Genomic DNA, 14061 nt, shown 5'->3' with positions numbered 1-14061 from the left:
CGAAATAGTACGGGAGCTGGGACGTACGGGCAGTGGGTCGCGAAATAAAGTGGTATTTGTGAATCAATTCCACCGGAGGGCCGGGGTCACTACCAGAAACGGGTAGTGACAAAAAATTACCCGATCAAGTGAATCATTTCACAATCTTCGAGTGCGGAAAATTCCAGGAACCCCGGGTTTAGATGGTTGGATGTTGTCACTACGGTTTGTAGTAGCAAAAAAGGGGAGGAGGTGGGATGGCCGGCGCGGTGCCAGGAGCAATGGGACCAGCCCGGCTGGAAGAATCGAACTGGCGAGGCTTCATGTAGTGATCCAAACCTGGTATTGGGGGAACTAATTCAAGGAGTTTTCCATCGGAGTATTCGTCCTTGTATTAATCACGAAACCGAGTTAACGACGACTATTTTCTGGGGAGGAGGCATCATCCATGGGAATTCTTAGAAAAGTTGCCGGGGGAGGCCTTGCGGCCGGTGAATTTCTAACAGACCTGTCCCGGAAGCAGGCCCGGTGGGAACTCGAAATGAGCCGGCAAATTCTGTACCGGCGCTGGAAACTTCTTCTGGTGGCCCTGTTCCCGGTCCTTCTGGGTCTGGGTATGGAGATGGCCATGGCGGCCGGTCTGCCCGACTTCATCGGCGGGCAGAAGGCTTACATGCCCAGCTTTGCCACCACGCAGATGTTCATCGGTTCGATCTTTGTGGGCATCATGGCCGGGTTAATCACAGGGGTCATTGGAGCGGGTGGCGGCTACGTCCTGACTCCGGCGCTTATGAGCATCGGTGTCAAAGGGATCATGGCCGTGGGTACCGACCAGTTCCACCTCTTTGCCAAGGCAATCATGGGTACGGTCATCCACCGCAAGATGGGGAACGTCAACTTCTGGATCGCTGTATGGTTCGTCCTGGGTTCGGTAACGGGTGCTTCCGTCGGTGGCGTGCTCAACCGGGCCATTTACCAGAAAAGCCCCGCTTTAAGCGATGCCTTCATCAGTGCAGTCTATGTGCTCATGCTCGGTATTCTGGGGATCTATGCTTTCGCCGACTGGGTCAGGATGAGCAGGAGCACGGGGACGCAGAAGTCCAGCACCGAAGCCACCACCAGGTTCGCCAAATGGCTGCAGTCCCTGCCTTTGAAACCCCGCGTGAAGTTCGACGAGCACATCGTCGCCGGGGGTAGAAGCATTGCGGTATACCCCGTTATCATCTGCGGTTTCATCGTCGGTTTTGTGGCGGCCATCATGGGCGTGGGGGGCGGCTTCCTCACCTTCCCGATGTTTGTATATGGCCTGGGTGTGTCAACCTTCACCACCGTGGGTACCGATATCCTGCAGATCATCTTCACCACCGGCTACTCCTCCATCGCCCAGTATGCCATTTACGGCTACGTGTTCTACAGCGTGGCCATGGGGATGCTCCTGGGCTCTCTGGTGGGCGTGCAGATAGGTGCCCTGGTCACTAAAATGGTGAAAGGTGTCACTATCAGGGCCTTCTACGCCCTCACCATCCTGGCCGGTTTTGTGAACCGCATCTGCGCCCTGCCCGGCAAGCTCAATGAAGTTGGCTGGATCAGCCTGAACAAGTCTACGGCAGCCATGATCAACAGCGTGGGTACGGTCATCTTCTTCACCCTGGTAGGCATCTTCTCGCTGTGGATCCTGGCCGTGTTCCTCAAGGGTGCCGGCAGGATCCGGGAGGCCGAGAGGCAGACTCTCACGGCTGGCAGTGCCGGTGCCGGTCATTGAACCGGCCTGTAAAAAAGGGGGGATCCGGTATGATTATACGGAAAAGGGAATTCTTCATCGGATTGGTGCTGCTCATTTCCTTCCTGGTGGTCCTGGCGGTATTGATGAGCCCGGTGATCAACGGCAAAACGGTTATTGGTTATGCCGACGACCTGTTTAACCAGTTGACCAAGGGCTCCAGCCACTACATCTCCGGTGTGATGAAAAAAGCCGCCAAATTTGATGGGGAGAGTTTTCAGGTAACCGTCAAAGCCAAGAATAAAGAAGAAGCGCAAAAAATGGCCCGGGTCTTTACAACTGCGGGCGCCACAGTGAACGTAAAGGGACAGAAGCTGACAGTAAGCGGCGACCTGGGCAGCGTGGCCCGGGCGGCGCTCACCGATGCGGACGCGGCTTTTAACAACAAAGGCGCTGAGATCAAGAGTCTCTACGGGCTGGAATCCCGGGAAGTTGTTTACTACTGGTGGAACCTTTTCAGCTCCCTCCAGAAACAGTATAAACTGGAGGCGCGTACCAGTGAGATGTCCTTCTCGGAAGCGATGATGACCAAGGCCCTGGAGCCCGCCTACAACTTCGAGGGGATCCGGGCGGCCAGAGTGGCCGACAAGGCAGGCGCTCTTACCTTCATGCTCGCCTTTTACATCATCTACACCATCTGGTACGGTTTTGCCATGATGTTCATCTTCGAGGGGCTGGGCATTTCGGCCTCCGCACACGGGGAAAAGGCAGAAGCCTGATCTCCGGTTCGGAAACCCCGCCGGTTGGCTGGTCTCCGGCGGGGGCATGAAGAAGAGTTTGGGCAGGCGGTACTTTTAACAGGTGCCGCCTGTTTTTTATTTATTTTTGCACTGTTCCGGGGGAATGAGGAGCCAGAGCGGGCAGGAGATTGTCTTTGTGCTTGTGAGTTTTATCTTTTTGTCACCGGGCTCTTGATTTCTGAAAATTTGGGGCTATAATAAAATCAACAGGGCGGGTAAATGGAGATTGTTCAGTTTCGCACAAATTGTCACTACAGTTCCAGCAGCCCTTGTCACTACACTCACAGGTGGAAAAAGTCCCGCTTTGACCCGAGGGGGTGGGAGCATGAATAAAGGTCAATCACCCCGCTGGCTGGAGGGCCTGAGCCTGGCGGTAGATATCCTGGGAGTGGGCGCTATTATCAATCTGACGGCTCTGCTGGTGGTCAAAGTATTTATGAATGACTTTTATAATAATATTGTATCTTTCCTCTTTCACTAAAAAAGTGGGATAAGCCATCCATAGGCGCGGTTTTTTGTGCCGCGCGGCAAAAAAAGGCATCCGTAAGGAGCCTTTTTGTTTTTTAAGGGGACCATTCAGCTTTTTTGCGTCCTCCGTCCTTAAGCGCCCAAATTTTCAGCCTGGAAAAGTAAATACCCTCTTTTTGCTTGACGAAAAACAGGATATAATATTTAAAATTTCGTTAAGATGCCCTTGCCCGGCTCTTAAGGTGAAAGGATGATTGGTATTGCGCAAAGAGGTGCTTGTAACCATCCGTGGGACGCAGACCAATGACCTGGGGGAGCGGGAAACAATCGAACTGGTAACGAAGGCCAACTATTATCAGAAAAACAGTTCTTATTACATCGTTTACAATGAGTCTGAAGTTTCCGGCCTGGCCGGGACCACTACCTCGCTGAAGGCTGAACCGAGCCGGGTTACGTTGAACCGCATGGGTACGGCCGAAGTCAAGCAGGTTTTTGAAGAGGGAATCCACCATGAAACCAGTTACATGACGCCTTACGGGTCCATGTGGATCAGGGTGTTACCCTGGAAAGTGGAGGTGGACTTGACAGAGTTCGGCGGAAGTATTAATCTGGAATACGAGCTGGAATTATGCCGGCAAAGAATTGGTTACAATGAATTATCCATAACCGTGCAGGAGGTTTAGCTTTTAAGAGATGAAGGGTTTAGTCCAGGAAGTACGGGAACACCTGGCCGGTGCTCTGGAGAGGGCACTGGCTTCTGCTGTAAGCAGGGGTTTGTTGCCCGAGGTTGCTCTTCCGGCATTTGCGGTGGAGGTTCCCCGGGAAAAGGAGCACGGTGACTTTGCCAGCAATATTGCCATGCTGCTGGCCAGGCCCGCCCGGCTCGCACCCCGCAAGATTGCCGGGGTCCTGGTATCGCATCTGGATCTGACCGGGGTACCGGTGGAAAAGGTGGAGGTAGCCGGACCCGGTTTTATTAATTTTTACCTGCCCCCCAGCTGGGTGATACCGGAACTGCCCCGCATCATTGCCGCGGATCGGGACTATGGGCGGGTTGATCTCGGCCGCGGTTCCCGGGTACAGGTGGAATTTGTCAGCGCCAACCCCACCGGTCTCTTGCACATGGGTAACGCCCGGGGAGCGGCCCTCGGAGACAGCATCGCTGCCATTTTGGATTTTGCCGGATACCGGGTAACCCGGGAATACTACATCAATGATGCCGGCAACCAGATCGAAAACTTCGGGCGTTCCCTGGAGGCCCGCTATTTCCAGCTCCTGGGACGCCCGGCTGAAGTGCCTGAGGAAGGCTACCATGGGGAAGACATTATCGACACGGTAAGGGGTTTCGTGGAGCGTTTCGGCGATGAATACCTGAACGCCCCGGGAGAGGAAAGGCGCCGCGTGCTGGTGGAGTACGCTCTGAAAGAGAAAATGTCCGCTATCAAGAAGGCCCTGGAGGATTTCGGCGTTCATTATGACGTCTGGTTTTCCGAGAGGAGCCTGCATGAATCGGGAGCGGTGCAGGAAGTCATTGATATCCTGCGTCGCCGGGGCTACCTTTACGAATATGAGGGTGCGCTCTGGTTCAAGGCCACGGAGTTCGGGGTGGAAAAAGATGAGGTGCTGGTGCGCAGCAACGGCGTGCCCACCTACTTTGCCGCGGATATTGCCTACCACCTGAACAAATTTCGCAGGGGGTTCGAACGCATCATCAATATCTGGGGGGCGGACCACCACGGCCACGTGGCGCGCATGAAGGGGGCGGTGGCCGCCCTGGGCTACAACCCCGAAGCCCTGGAAATTGTGATCATGCAGCTGGTACGCCTGTACCGTGGCGGCGAGCTCGTGCGCATGAGCAAGCGTTCCGGCCAGTTTGTCACTCTGGAAGAACTGGTGGAGGAGGTCGGCAAAGATGCGGCCCGCTACTTCTTCGTGATGCGTAGTGCCGACAGCCACCTGGATTTTGACCTTGATCTGGCACGGGCTCAGACCAACGAGAACCCGGTTTATTACATCCAGTACGCTCACGCGCGCGTCTGCAGCATTTTACGCCAGCTGGACCGGGAAACCCCCGTGCCGGAGCATGTCGACCTGGGACTTTTAAAAGAAGAGGCGGAACTGGCCCTGGCCCGCAAGCTGGCCGATTTTCCCGAGGAGGTGGCCCAGGGGGCGAGGGACCTGGCCCCCCACCGTATGGCCCGTTACCTGCACGAAGTGGCGGGACTCTTGCACAGCTTTTACAACAGCCACCGGGTTATTACCGGTGACGAGGCTCTGACTTCCGCGCGGCTGGTGCTGGTGGACGCCACCCGTATAGTCCTGCGGAACGGCCTGCGGCTGCTGGGTCTCTCCGCTCCGGAACGGATGTGATTGTAGATACCCGTGACGCATTCTGCGCAGCCTATAAGGGATGAAAATAGCTGCCGTTTTGCACGAAGCGAGCGACATTGAGCCGGGCAGATGCCAAACTTAGCGAGACCGGGTTCACTGAATATTTACGTTTCGGGAGTGTTTGCTTTGTTGAAGGAGCCAGTTTTTGCGTTGATCACGGGTTTTGTGGCCGGTGCCGCTTTTGCCTGGTTGAGATTACCCGTGCCCGCACCTCCTACCCTGGCCGGGGTTATGGGGGTGCTGGGCCTTTTTCTGGGCTACCTTGTGGTGACCCGTTTCATGTACCGCTAATATGTTGACATGTCCTCTTGCCACGGCTAGAATAGGATAGGTGTAAGCTTACTTGCAAAAAAACGGCAAATTTAAACAACATCCAGCAGAACCTTGTGTTAAGGGGTGCTGTGCGGTCCTGCGCAGAGCGGGGAGTGAGGTCCTGAGAGTACGGCATCCCCTCATCATGGGTTGACTGGATCTTAACCCGGCTTTGGCTGGTTTTTGTGGTCACGGGTTCTGCCGTACCACAGGGATGCCCCGGTTTTTGCTGATAATCCGGGATATCGTCATCATAGAAACTACAGCAATAATGTCTACAGGAGGCTATCATGGCCAAATTTATTTTTGTCACCGGTGGAGTAGTGTCATCGTTGGGTAAAGGTATTACGGCCGCCTCCCTGGGCCGCCTTTTGAAAAGCCGTGGTCTCAAGGTGGCCATCCAAAAGCTGGACCCTTACATCAATATTGATCCGGGTACCATGAGCCCCTACCAGCATGGGGAGGTCTTTGTTACTGAGGACGGGGCGGAAACCGACCTGGACCTGGGGCACTATGAACGCTTCATCGACAGCAACTTGAGCCGCAGCAGCAATGTGACCACAGGGGGTATTTACTGGTCGGTAATCACCAAAGAGCGCCGGGGCGACTACCTTGGTGCCACGGTTCAGGTAATTCCCCACATCACCAACGAGATCAAGGACAGGATCCTGCGGGTTGCCGCCGAATCAAACCCGGACGTGGTCATTACCGAGATTGGCGGTACTGTGGGCGACATCGAGTCCCTCCCCTTTCTGGAAGCCATCCGCCAGCTGCGCACCGACCTGGGACGGGAGAACGTCATGTACATCCACGTCACCCTGGTGCCCTATCTCAAAGTAGCCAATGAATTAAAAACAAAACCCACCCAGCACAGCGTAAAAGAACTCCGCAGCATCGGCATTCAACCCGACGTTATTGTCTGCCGTACGGAACGCCCCCTTTCCCGGGAAATGGAGGAAAAAATAGCCCTCTTTTGTGACATCGACCCCCGGGCGGTAATCCAGGCGGTGGATGCTCCCTCCATCTATGAGGTCCCCCTGATGCTGGAGAGGGAGGGTCTGGGGGAGATAACGGTACAGCGTCTGGGTCTGGATTGCCATCCTCCCGAGCTGACCGAGTGGGAAGATATGGTCAACCGTATGAAAAACCTGCGGGAGAAAGTTACCATCGGCCTGGTAGGCAAGTACGTCTCATTACCCGATGCTTATTTCAGCGTGGCTGAAGCCCTGCGTCATGCCGGGCTCTACCACGGCGCTGCAGTGGACATCCGCTGGATCAATTCCGAAGAACTGGAGTCCAGGCCGGCTGCCGATTATCTCCGTGATGTCGACGGGGTGCTGGTTCCCGGGGGCTTCGGCGACCGGGGCATCGAAGGGAAAATCAATGCCATCAGGTATGCCCGGGAGAAGAGAGTTCCTTTTCTGGGCATCTGCCTCGGGATGCAGCTGGCGGTGGTGGAATATGCCCGCCACGTTTTGAACTGGCCCGGAGCGAACAGTGCCGAATTTGATCCCGGCACCCCGTATCCGGTTATCGACCTGCTGCCGGAACAAAAAGAGCTCGACCGCCTGGGCGGCACCATGCGTTTGGGGCGTTATCCCTGCCGCCTGGTACCGGGGACCCTGGCCTACAGGGCCTACGGGGAAGAGATCATCTATGAGAGACACCGCCACCGCTACGAACTGAACAACACCTACCGGGATGAACTTTCCCGGGGAGGCCTGGTCTTCAGCGGTACGCGACCGGACGGTTACCTGGTGGAAATCGTCGAGCTGCCGGAGCACCCCTGGTTTCTGGGTACGCAGTTCCACCCCGAATTTAAATCCAGACCCAACCGGCCTCACCCTCTTTTCCGCGACTTTATCGGTGCCTCCCTGGCTTTCCGGGGAAGCCGCGCTTGAATCCTGCATGGGAACGAGCGGCCTGGTAAAGAATAGCCCGTGGGAGGTTTTCTGGTGTGAAGAGAAGGTTCGTGGCTGCTGTGGTATGTGTGGTGGTTTTGCTCTCCCTTGTCGCCGGGCTGGTGAGTGTGCTTTCACGACCCGCCGCTGGCATAAGAGTTTACCGCGGTGCCGGCGCTGTAGCTGTAATCCCCATTACCGGCACCATTGTCAGCGGCCGGGTGAGTCCGGGTCTCTTCAGTAGTGCCGGCACGGGTTCGGAAGAGGTGATGGACCGGCTCCGCCGGGCGGCGCAGGACCCGGGGGTGAAGGCAGTGGTGCTGCGGTTGAACAGCCCGGGAGGGACCGCTGCAGGCGCCCAGGAGATTGCCGCGGAAGTGGACAACCTGCGCAAAAGCGGCAAGAAAGTGGTGGCCTCCATGGGTGATGCTGCGGCTTCCGGAGCTTACTGGATTGCCAGCCGGGCGGATAAAATTGTGGCCAACCCCGGCACCCTTACCGGTAGCATCGGCGTAATCATGCAAACCCAGGACCTGCAGGGCCTGTACAGCAAGCTGGGCATCAGTACGCGCACCTTTAAAAGCGGCCCCCACAAAGATATGGGGTCGCCAAGCAGGCCTGTAACTCCTGAGGAACAGGACATCTTCCAGGGCATGGTTAACGACATTTACGACCAGTTCCTGCGTGCAGTAGCTGAAGGGAGGAAGATGGAGCTGGACCGGGTGAAAAAACTGGCCGACGGCCGGGTTTATACCGGGCGGCAGGCTCAAAAGCTGGGGCTGGTCGACGAGTTGGGCAACCTGCGGGATGCCATTCGCCTGGCCGGTCGTCTGGCGGGGCTGGGTCCCGACCCCGTCACCACCGACCTGGGCCCCCGCAGTTTCTGGTCTGAGATTCTGTCCGGGGTGATTTCTGACCAAGGTCCCGGCAGCGCTTTTCCGGATACGAAAACTGCCATCTGGCTGCTCTGCCCCCCGTGCCTCCCTCCCGGCCCGGAGGAGGATACGCTGCGGTTCCCCGGCTCATGAGAGGGATAATTAAAAACGGAGGTGGTTCAGGTGGAAGAGCGCATCCAGAATTCGGGTGAGGAGAGGGGCCCTGCTGAGGACTTTTACGCTACCCCGGTGGGAAATGCGGCCAGTGAAAAGATACCGCCGCCGGATACCCCGACGAGCTTCCTGGATATCATTTATGGGGTTTTTTTCGACCCTGCGGTCACCTTCAGAAGGCTGGCTCCTCATCCGCCCCTTGGTGCGGCGTTTGTGATCTTCACCCTGGTCAACCTGGCCGGTGCTCTGATGGGAGCTCTGGTGGGGTATCACATGGCCCTGCTGCCTGGTGGCCGCCCCTCAGCTGGTATTAACTGGCTCGCGCCGGCCGCTCCCCTTGTGGCGGTGGCAGGACTGGTTTTTCAGTACCTGAAGTGGCTGGTGGTGAGTGCGTTTCTGCACTTCACCGCGGGGTTGATGGGTGGCCGGGGGAGCGCTCCGGGTGTTTTAACCGTGACCGGACTGGCTTCGCTGCCGGCGCTGGTCCTGATACCCGCTGATTTACTGCTCCTGCTGTTCAATACCCGGGGAGTGGCCCTGACCGTAATCACTGTCATTTTAGGGCTGGTAGTGTTTGTGTGGGCTCTGGTGCTGGTGGTCCTGGGGTTGAAGGAGGTTTACCAGTTTTCGGCGGGCCGTGCTTTGATTACGCTGCTGCTGCCACCGTCCGTGATTATCCTGGCCGGCGTTATCTTACTGGTGCTTTTCGCGGCCGGCTTTTCCGCCTTTTTGCCGCTGGGAGGCGCATCATCCTGGTAAAAATTTTTCATGTCTGAAAAGGGATTTTGACCCCCCTGCCGAAACACTTCTTTATCACGTTACAAGACGGATAACCATTCAGGTAAGGGGGTACGGTTTTTTGAGTGGCAGCTATCACCTGCTGGTAGTGGATGACCAGGCCGGGGTACGGAGGATGCTCCTTGAGGCCTTCAGTGGTGAAGGATATGAGGTGGATCTGGCCGTTTCAGGGGCCGAGGCGCTTGAGAAGCTTGCACAGGGCGGCATAGACCTGGTACTTCTGGATATGAAGATGCCCGGCATGAGCGGGCTGGATACCCTGCGGGAAATTCGCAGGATAAATCAGGATGTACCGGTGATTGTCATGACCGCTTACGGGGATCTCGAGCTGCTCGGGGAAGTCAAAAAGCTAGGGGTGCGGCATTATGTGAGCAAGCCTTTTGACCTCCAGGAAGTGCGTTATCTGGTCCGGGCACTGTTGGCAGACAGGCGGCCTGTGAGGAGATACCTGGGCGTAATTGGTTGAACGTATATAAAACGTATATAATATGCCTTGATGGGCCGGGTACCGCCGGGCATCTGTACTAAAAAACTCTTTGGCGGGGGATAATTTGGAGAAAAGAAAGGGGGAGGTAAAATGCCCCTTGTTCCGGTAAGCGTGCTGCTTAAGGCAGCCGAAGCGGAAGGCTACGCCGTGGGTGCTTTTAACTGCAACAACCTGGAGGTGGTGCAGGCCATCGTGGCTGCAGCCGAGGCGGAAAAAGCGCCGGTAATTATGCAGGCCAGTCAGGGGGCCATCAAGTATGCCGGCGTGGACTATATTGCGGCCATGGCACGGGTAGCGGCCCGCAGGACCAGGATACCGGTGGCCCTCCACCTGGACCACGGTACCAGTTTTGACCAGGTGATGCGCTGCCTGGTGGCCGGTTTTTCCTCGGTGATGATCGATGGTTCCAACCTGCCCCTGGAGCAAAATATTGCTCTCACCCGCCAGGTGGTGGCGGCAGCCAGGCCGGTGGGGGTTTCCGTTGAGGCCGAGCTGGGCAGGATTGGAGGCGTGGAGGACGACATCGCTGTTGCCGAGCGGGAAGCCTTTTTTACCGACCCTGAAGAGGCCCGTTACTTTGTAGAACAAACCGGTGTCGATTCCCTGGCAGTAGCCGTCGGCACGGCTCACGGCCGTTACAAGGGAGAGCCCAGGCTGGATTTTGACCGGCTGACCAGGATTAAAGAGCTGGTGCATCCGGGAGGCCGTCCGCCGGGGAGTGCGCAAGGTGAACATCGATACCAATATCCGGGAAGCCTTTGTGGGGGCCGTCCGGCGGGTGCTCGATGAAAACCCCGGGGAGATCGATCCCCGTAAAGTCCTGGGTCCCGCCCGTGAAGCGGCCGTTGAATTGATCCGGGAGAAAATGCGGGTCTTCGGTTGTTCCGGAAAAGCTGGGGTATAAAATGTTCTGGTGTCTTTGGGGAGATAAACTTTGACAGCATGCAAGGAGGACTTTCCATGCAACTTTTTCTCGATACAGCCAACGTCGAAGAGATCAAGAAGGCCTATGCCCTTGGGGTGATCAGCGGCGTGACCACCAACCCTTCTTTAATTGCCCGGGAGGGCAGGGATTTTGCTGAAGTGGTGCGGGAAATCACGGCTATTGTAGACGGGCCGATCAGTGCCGAAGCGGTGAGCACCGAAGCGGAAGGAATGATCAGGGAGGCGGAGGAACTCGCTGCCATTCACCCCAACATCGTGGTTAAAATCCCCATGACCGGTGAAGGACTTAAAGCGGTGAAGTTCCTTTCTTCCAGGGGGATTAAAACCAATGTGACACTGGTCTTTTCTGCCAATCAGGCTCTTCTGGCCGCTCTGGCCGGGGCTACCTATGTGAGTCCCTTTGTGGGCCGGCTGGATGATATCGGGTACGATGGGCTGGAACTGATCCACGACATCATGACCATTTACAGCAATTATGATTTCCAGACCAGGGTTATTGCGGCCAGCATTCGCCACCCGGTGCATGTGACCATGGCAGCCCGGGCCGGTGCGGACATTGCCACTGTACCTTATAAAGTGCTCATGCAGATGCTTAAGCACCCCCTTACTGACACAGGTATTGAAAAATTCCTGGCCGACTGGGCTACGGTCCCCGGGAAGGGAAAGATGCCGGTCTAAACCATGCTGGTAACACGCGTCAAGGAAAAGCTTATTGGCTGGAAAAATTACCTCGTAGAAAAATATAACCGTGTGCTGGACCTTCCAGACGCCCCGTACAGGATTGCCCACGGGGTCGCACTGGGTACGGCCCTGGATTTTCTCCCAATTCCCCTGCTCAGCATCCCCGTGGCTTACCTGCTGGCCCGGGCTCTAAGAGTGAACGCCCTTGCGGCCGCCCTTTCAGCCATCTTTTTCAAGTGGGCCGTACCCGTGTTTTACATCCTTAATTATCTGGTGGGCAGCGCTGTCACCGGGGGCACTCCGGCACCCTGTGCCGGGAGGTCCCTGTCTACCCTCAAACAGGTATCCCTCCCCTTTTTGGTTGGTGCAACCGTGGACGCTGCCTTCGCCTGGGTTCTTATTTATTTCCCCCTGCGCCACCTGCTGGAGATACGGCGTACCCGGAAACGCCCCCGATAGTTCTGCCATCCTCTTTGTGCGTATCCCCAGGCTAGGCGGGGAGAGACAGGCGGACATGCTCTCCTTCAACTCTCCTGCTAAATCTTTTTCAGATCTCCCTTGTTAGTTATTCTTAATTATATCTGGTACAACTATAGTACAGTACAACTGGTCAACCGGGGGGATGCCCCCCTTTGATTACGGGTAAGGGTTTTTCCTGAATCAGTACTTGGAAAGGAAAGGATGTAATGTGAATTATTCGGAATTAGAAGGCAAGACCATGCAGGAATTATACAAAATAGCCCGGGAGCTGGAGCTTACCGGATATTCCCGCCTGCGCAAGCGGGAACTGATCTTTGAAATTATCAAAGCCCAGACTGAAAAAAATGGACTTATCTATGCCCAGGGAGTGCTGGAGATACTCCCGGACGGTTTCGGTTTCCTGCGCCCTTTCCAGTACCTGCCCAGTAACGACGATATTTACGTGTCTTCCTCACAGATCCGTCGGTTCGACCTGCGCACGGGCGACCTTGTAGCCGGCCAGGTACGCGGGCCTAAGGAAAACGAGCGCTACTATGCCCTTTTGCGCGTGGAACAGGTTAACGGGGTCGATCCGGAGAAAGCTGCCGAAAGATTGCATTTCGACGGCCTGACCCCACTCTACCCCCAGGAGCGGCTCCGCCTGGAGACCGAGCCCGACCGGATTGCTGCCAGGATTATCGACCTGGTTGCCCCCGTCGGGAAAGGGCAGCGGGGTTTGATCGTCGCACCACCCAAGGCGGGGAAAACCATGCTCTTAAAAGAAATTGCCAACAGCATTACCCGGAATCACCCGGAAATTTACCTCATCGTGCTGCTCATTGATGAAAGGCCGGAAGAGGTTACCGATATTGAACGTTCTGTGGACGGGGAAGTGGTCAGTTCCACTTTTGACGAGCCGCCGGAGAATCATGTCAAAGTGGCCGACATGGTGCTGGAGCGGGCCAAGCGTCTGGTGGAACACAAGCAGGATGTGGTCATCCTGCTTGACAGCATCACCAGGCTGGCCCGGGCACACAACCTTGTGATCCCTCCGAGCGGGCGCACCCTGTCCGGCGGTGTAGACCCTGCTGCCTTGCACAAGCCCAAACGTTTCTTTGGTGCCGCGAGGAACCTGGAGGAAGGTGGTAGCCTGACCATCCTGGCCACCGCCCTCATCGAAACGGGTAGCAGGATGGATGACGTAATTTTTGAGGAGTTCAAGGGTACGGGCAATATGGAGTTGATCCTGGACCGCCGCCTGGCGGAACGTCGCCTGTTCCCGGCCATTGACGTGCAGCGTTCGGGTACCCGCAAGGAAGAACTCCTGTTGACACGGGATGAACTGGAGTGGATCTGGTTTTTCCGCAAAGCTACCGTGGGCATGGCCTCCTGGGAGGCCATGGAGATGCTCGTGGAGCGTATGAAAAAGACAAAAACCAATGAAGAGCTCCTGCGCTCCTTCCGTGCAGCCCGTAAAAGCGGTCCGGTGGTTCCTCCAGACAGGCCCCCCGATGTGCGGAGGGATATTACCGCCGAAGGTCAGTAAAAGTTTCCACAGCGTACTTTCCCACGGGGTGGGGGGATCTGAGTAAGGCCGGGATCACGACTGGCTTTTGGCTCTTCCCCGGGAACCGGTGCGGTCTTTGTTAAGGGCCGCGCCTTTGTTTCCAGGGCAGTCATCTTAACACTTTGTTTACAAAACGGAGATGCTTTGTTTAAAAAGTTATAGTAAGTTTAGACCTGTCCAATTTTTCTTAGCTCCTGAATGCAAGCTTTTTGCTTTGCTCCCGCATCAGGGAAGTTGTATAATAAAAGCCGGGCGTCAAATCAAATTGGTGAGTAAAGCGAGAGGTAACCATGAAATTCCTGGAGGTTATCAGAACGTTGCTCATTTTTACTCCGGGGCTGTTTTCGCTTTTTTTTAGCCACCCCGGTGCCGCAGGTTTTCATCCGGGTTATGAAAACCGGGTGGCCGTGCTCATGTACCACCACATCAGCAATACCCCCCGCGGTTCTGCGGTCATCACGCCGCAGTTGTTCCGGGCGCACCTGGATATCCTGCAAAAGGAAG

The 14061-nt window shown here is 56.1% G+C and carries 14 protein-coding genes and 1 pseudogene; all 15 read left to right on the top strand.

The window, feature by feature from the left end; genetic code table 11:
- Window positions 1-427 precede the first annotated feature (427 nt).
- Window positions 428-1741, top strand: coding sequence for a sulfite exporter TauE/SafE family protein (locus tag ACPLUI_RS01635; protein ID WP_424658527.1), 1314 nt, complete (start codon window positions 428-430; stop codon window positions 1739-1741).
- Window positions 1742-1770: 29 nt separating this feature from the next.
- Window positions 1771-2478: a hypothetical protein gene (locus ACPLUI_RS01630; protein ID WP_424658526.1), complete on the top strand. Its 708-nt coding sequence runs from the start codon at window positions 1771-1773 to the stop codon at window positions 2476-2478.
- 346 nt (window positions 2479-2824) lie between these two features.
- Window positions 2825-2980 (top strand): hypothetical protein, encoded by a 156-nt coding sequence (locus ACPLUI_RS01625; protein WP_424658525.1) that lies wholly within the window; start codon window positions 2825-2827, stop codon window positions 2978-2980.
- A 247-nt stretch (window positions 2981-3227) separates the two neighbouring features.
- A complete protein-coding gene (locus tag ACPLUI_RS01620; protein WP_424658524.1) occupies window positions 3228-3650 on the top strand; it encodes a DUF1934 domain-containing protein in 423 nt (140 codons plus the stop codon).
- Between the two features lie 10 nt (window positions 3651-3660).
- Window positions 3661-5337, top strand: a complete 1677-nt coding sequence (argS, locus tag ACPLUI_RS01615) for an arginine--tRNA ligase (protein WP_424658523.1) — start codon at window positions 3661-3663, stop codon at window positions 5335-5337.
- A 150-nt stretch (window positions 5338-5487) separates the two neighbouring features.
- The gene (locus ACPLUI_RS01610) at window positions 5488-5649 is read left to right on the top strand and encodes a XapX domain-containing protein (RefSeq protein ID WP_424658522.1); all 162 of its coding nucleotides are present in this window, start codon (window positions 5488-5490) and stop codon (window positions 5647-5649) included.
- Window positions 5650-5960: 311 nt separating this feature from the next.
- On the top strand, window positions 5961-7571 hold the full coding sequence (locus ACPLUI_RS01605; RefSeq protein WP_424658521.1) for a CTP synthase: 1611 nt from the start codon (window positions 5961-5963) through the stop codon (window positions 7569-7571).
- Between the two features lie 56 nt (window positions 7572-7627).
- Window positions 7628-8599, top strand: coding sequence for a signal peptide peptidase SppA (gene sppA / locus ACPLUI_RS01600; protein WP_424658520.1), 972 nt, complete (start codon window positions 7628-7630; stop codon window positions 8597-8599).
- Between the two features lie 30 nt (window positions 8600-8629).
- The gene (locus ACPLUI_RS01595; protein WP_424658519.1) at window positions 8630-9379 is read left to right on the top strand and encodes a YIP1 family protein; all 750 of its coding nucleotides are present in this window, start codon (window positions 8630-8632) and stop codon (window positions 9377-9379) included.
- Window positions 9380-9479: 100 nt separating this feature from the next.
- Window positions 9480-9884: a response regulator gene (locus tag ACPLUI_RS01590; protein WP_424658518.1), complete on the top strand. Its 405-nt coding sequence runs from the start codon at window positions 9480-9482 to the stop codon at window positions 9882-9884.
- A gap of 111 nt (window positions 9885-9995) precedes the next feature.
- Window positions 9996-10809: pseudogene (locus ACPLUI_RS01585) on the top strand (class II fructose-1,6-bisphosphate aldolase).
- Between the two features lie 56 nt (window positions 10810-10865).
- Entirely contained in the window at window positions 10866-11528 is a 663-nt protein-coding gene (fsa, locus tag ACPLUI_RS01580) for a fructose-6-phosphate aldolase (protein WP_424658517.1), read from the top strand.
- A 3-nt stretch (window positions 11529-11531) separates the two neighbouring features.
- Window positions 11532-11990, top strand: coding sequence for a DUF2062 domain-containing protein (locus tag ACPLUI_RS01575; RefSeq protein ID WP_424658516.1), 459 nt, complete (start codon window positions 11532-11534; stop codon window positions 11988-11990).
- 259 nt (window positions 11991-12249) lie between these two features.
- Window positions 12250-13536: a transcription termination factor Rho gene (rho, locus tag ACPLUI_RS01570; protein ID WP_424658515.1), complete on the top strand. Its 1287-nt coding sequence runs from the start codon at window positions 12250-12252 to the stop codon at window positions 13534-13536.
- 338 nt (window positions 13537-13874) lie between these two features.
- Window positions 13875-14061: hypothetical protein (locus ACPLUI_RS01565; RefSeq protein ID WP_424658514.1), on the top strand; the 187-nt coding region annotated here is incomplete at its 3' end.

The organism is Desulfofundulus sp., from assembly GCF_049701015.1.
Taxonomy (GTDB): Bacteria; Bacillota; Desulfotomaculia; order Desulfotomaculales; family Desulfovirgulaceae; genus Desulfofundulus.
This window is presented reverse-complemented; position numbering and strand designations above follow the sequence as displayed.

Excerpts from the sequence above, each read along its gene's own strand:
- ACPLUI_RS01605 (WP_424658521.1), top strand. The coding sequence starts at position 5,961 with ATGGCCAAATTTATTTTTGTCACCGGTGGAGTAGTGTCATCGTTGGGT.
- argS (WP_424658523.1), top strand. The coding sequence starts at position 3,661 with ATGAAGGGTTTAGTCCAGGAAGTACGGGAACACCTGGCCGGTGCTCTG.
- ACPLUI_RS01635 (WP_424658527.1), top strand. The coding sequence starts at position 428 with ATGGGAATTCTTAGAAAAGTTGCCGGGGGAGGCCTTGCGGCCGGTGAA.
- ACPLUI_RS01625 (WP_424658525.1), top strand. The coding sequence starts at position 2,825 with ATGAATAAAGGTCAATCACCCCGCTGGCTGGAGGGCCTGAGCCTGGCG.
- rho (WP_424658515.1), top strand. The coding sequence starts at position 12,250 with ATGCAGGAATTATACAAAATAGCCCGGGAGCTGGAGCTTACCGGATAT.
- ACPLUI_RS01575 (WP_424658516.1), top strand. The coding sequence starts at position 11,532 with ATGCTGGTAACACGCGTCAAGGAAAAGCTTATTGGCTGGAAAAATTAC.
- fsa (WP_424658517.1), top strand. The coding sequence starts at position 10,866 with ATGCAACTTTTTCTCGATACAGCCAACGTCGAAGAGATCAAGAAGGCC.
- ACPLUI_RS01630 (WP_424658526.1), top strand. The coding sequence starts at position 1,771 with ATGATTATACGGAAAAGGGAATTCTTCATCGGATTGGTGCTGCTCATT.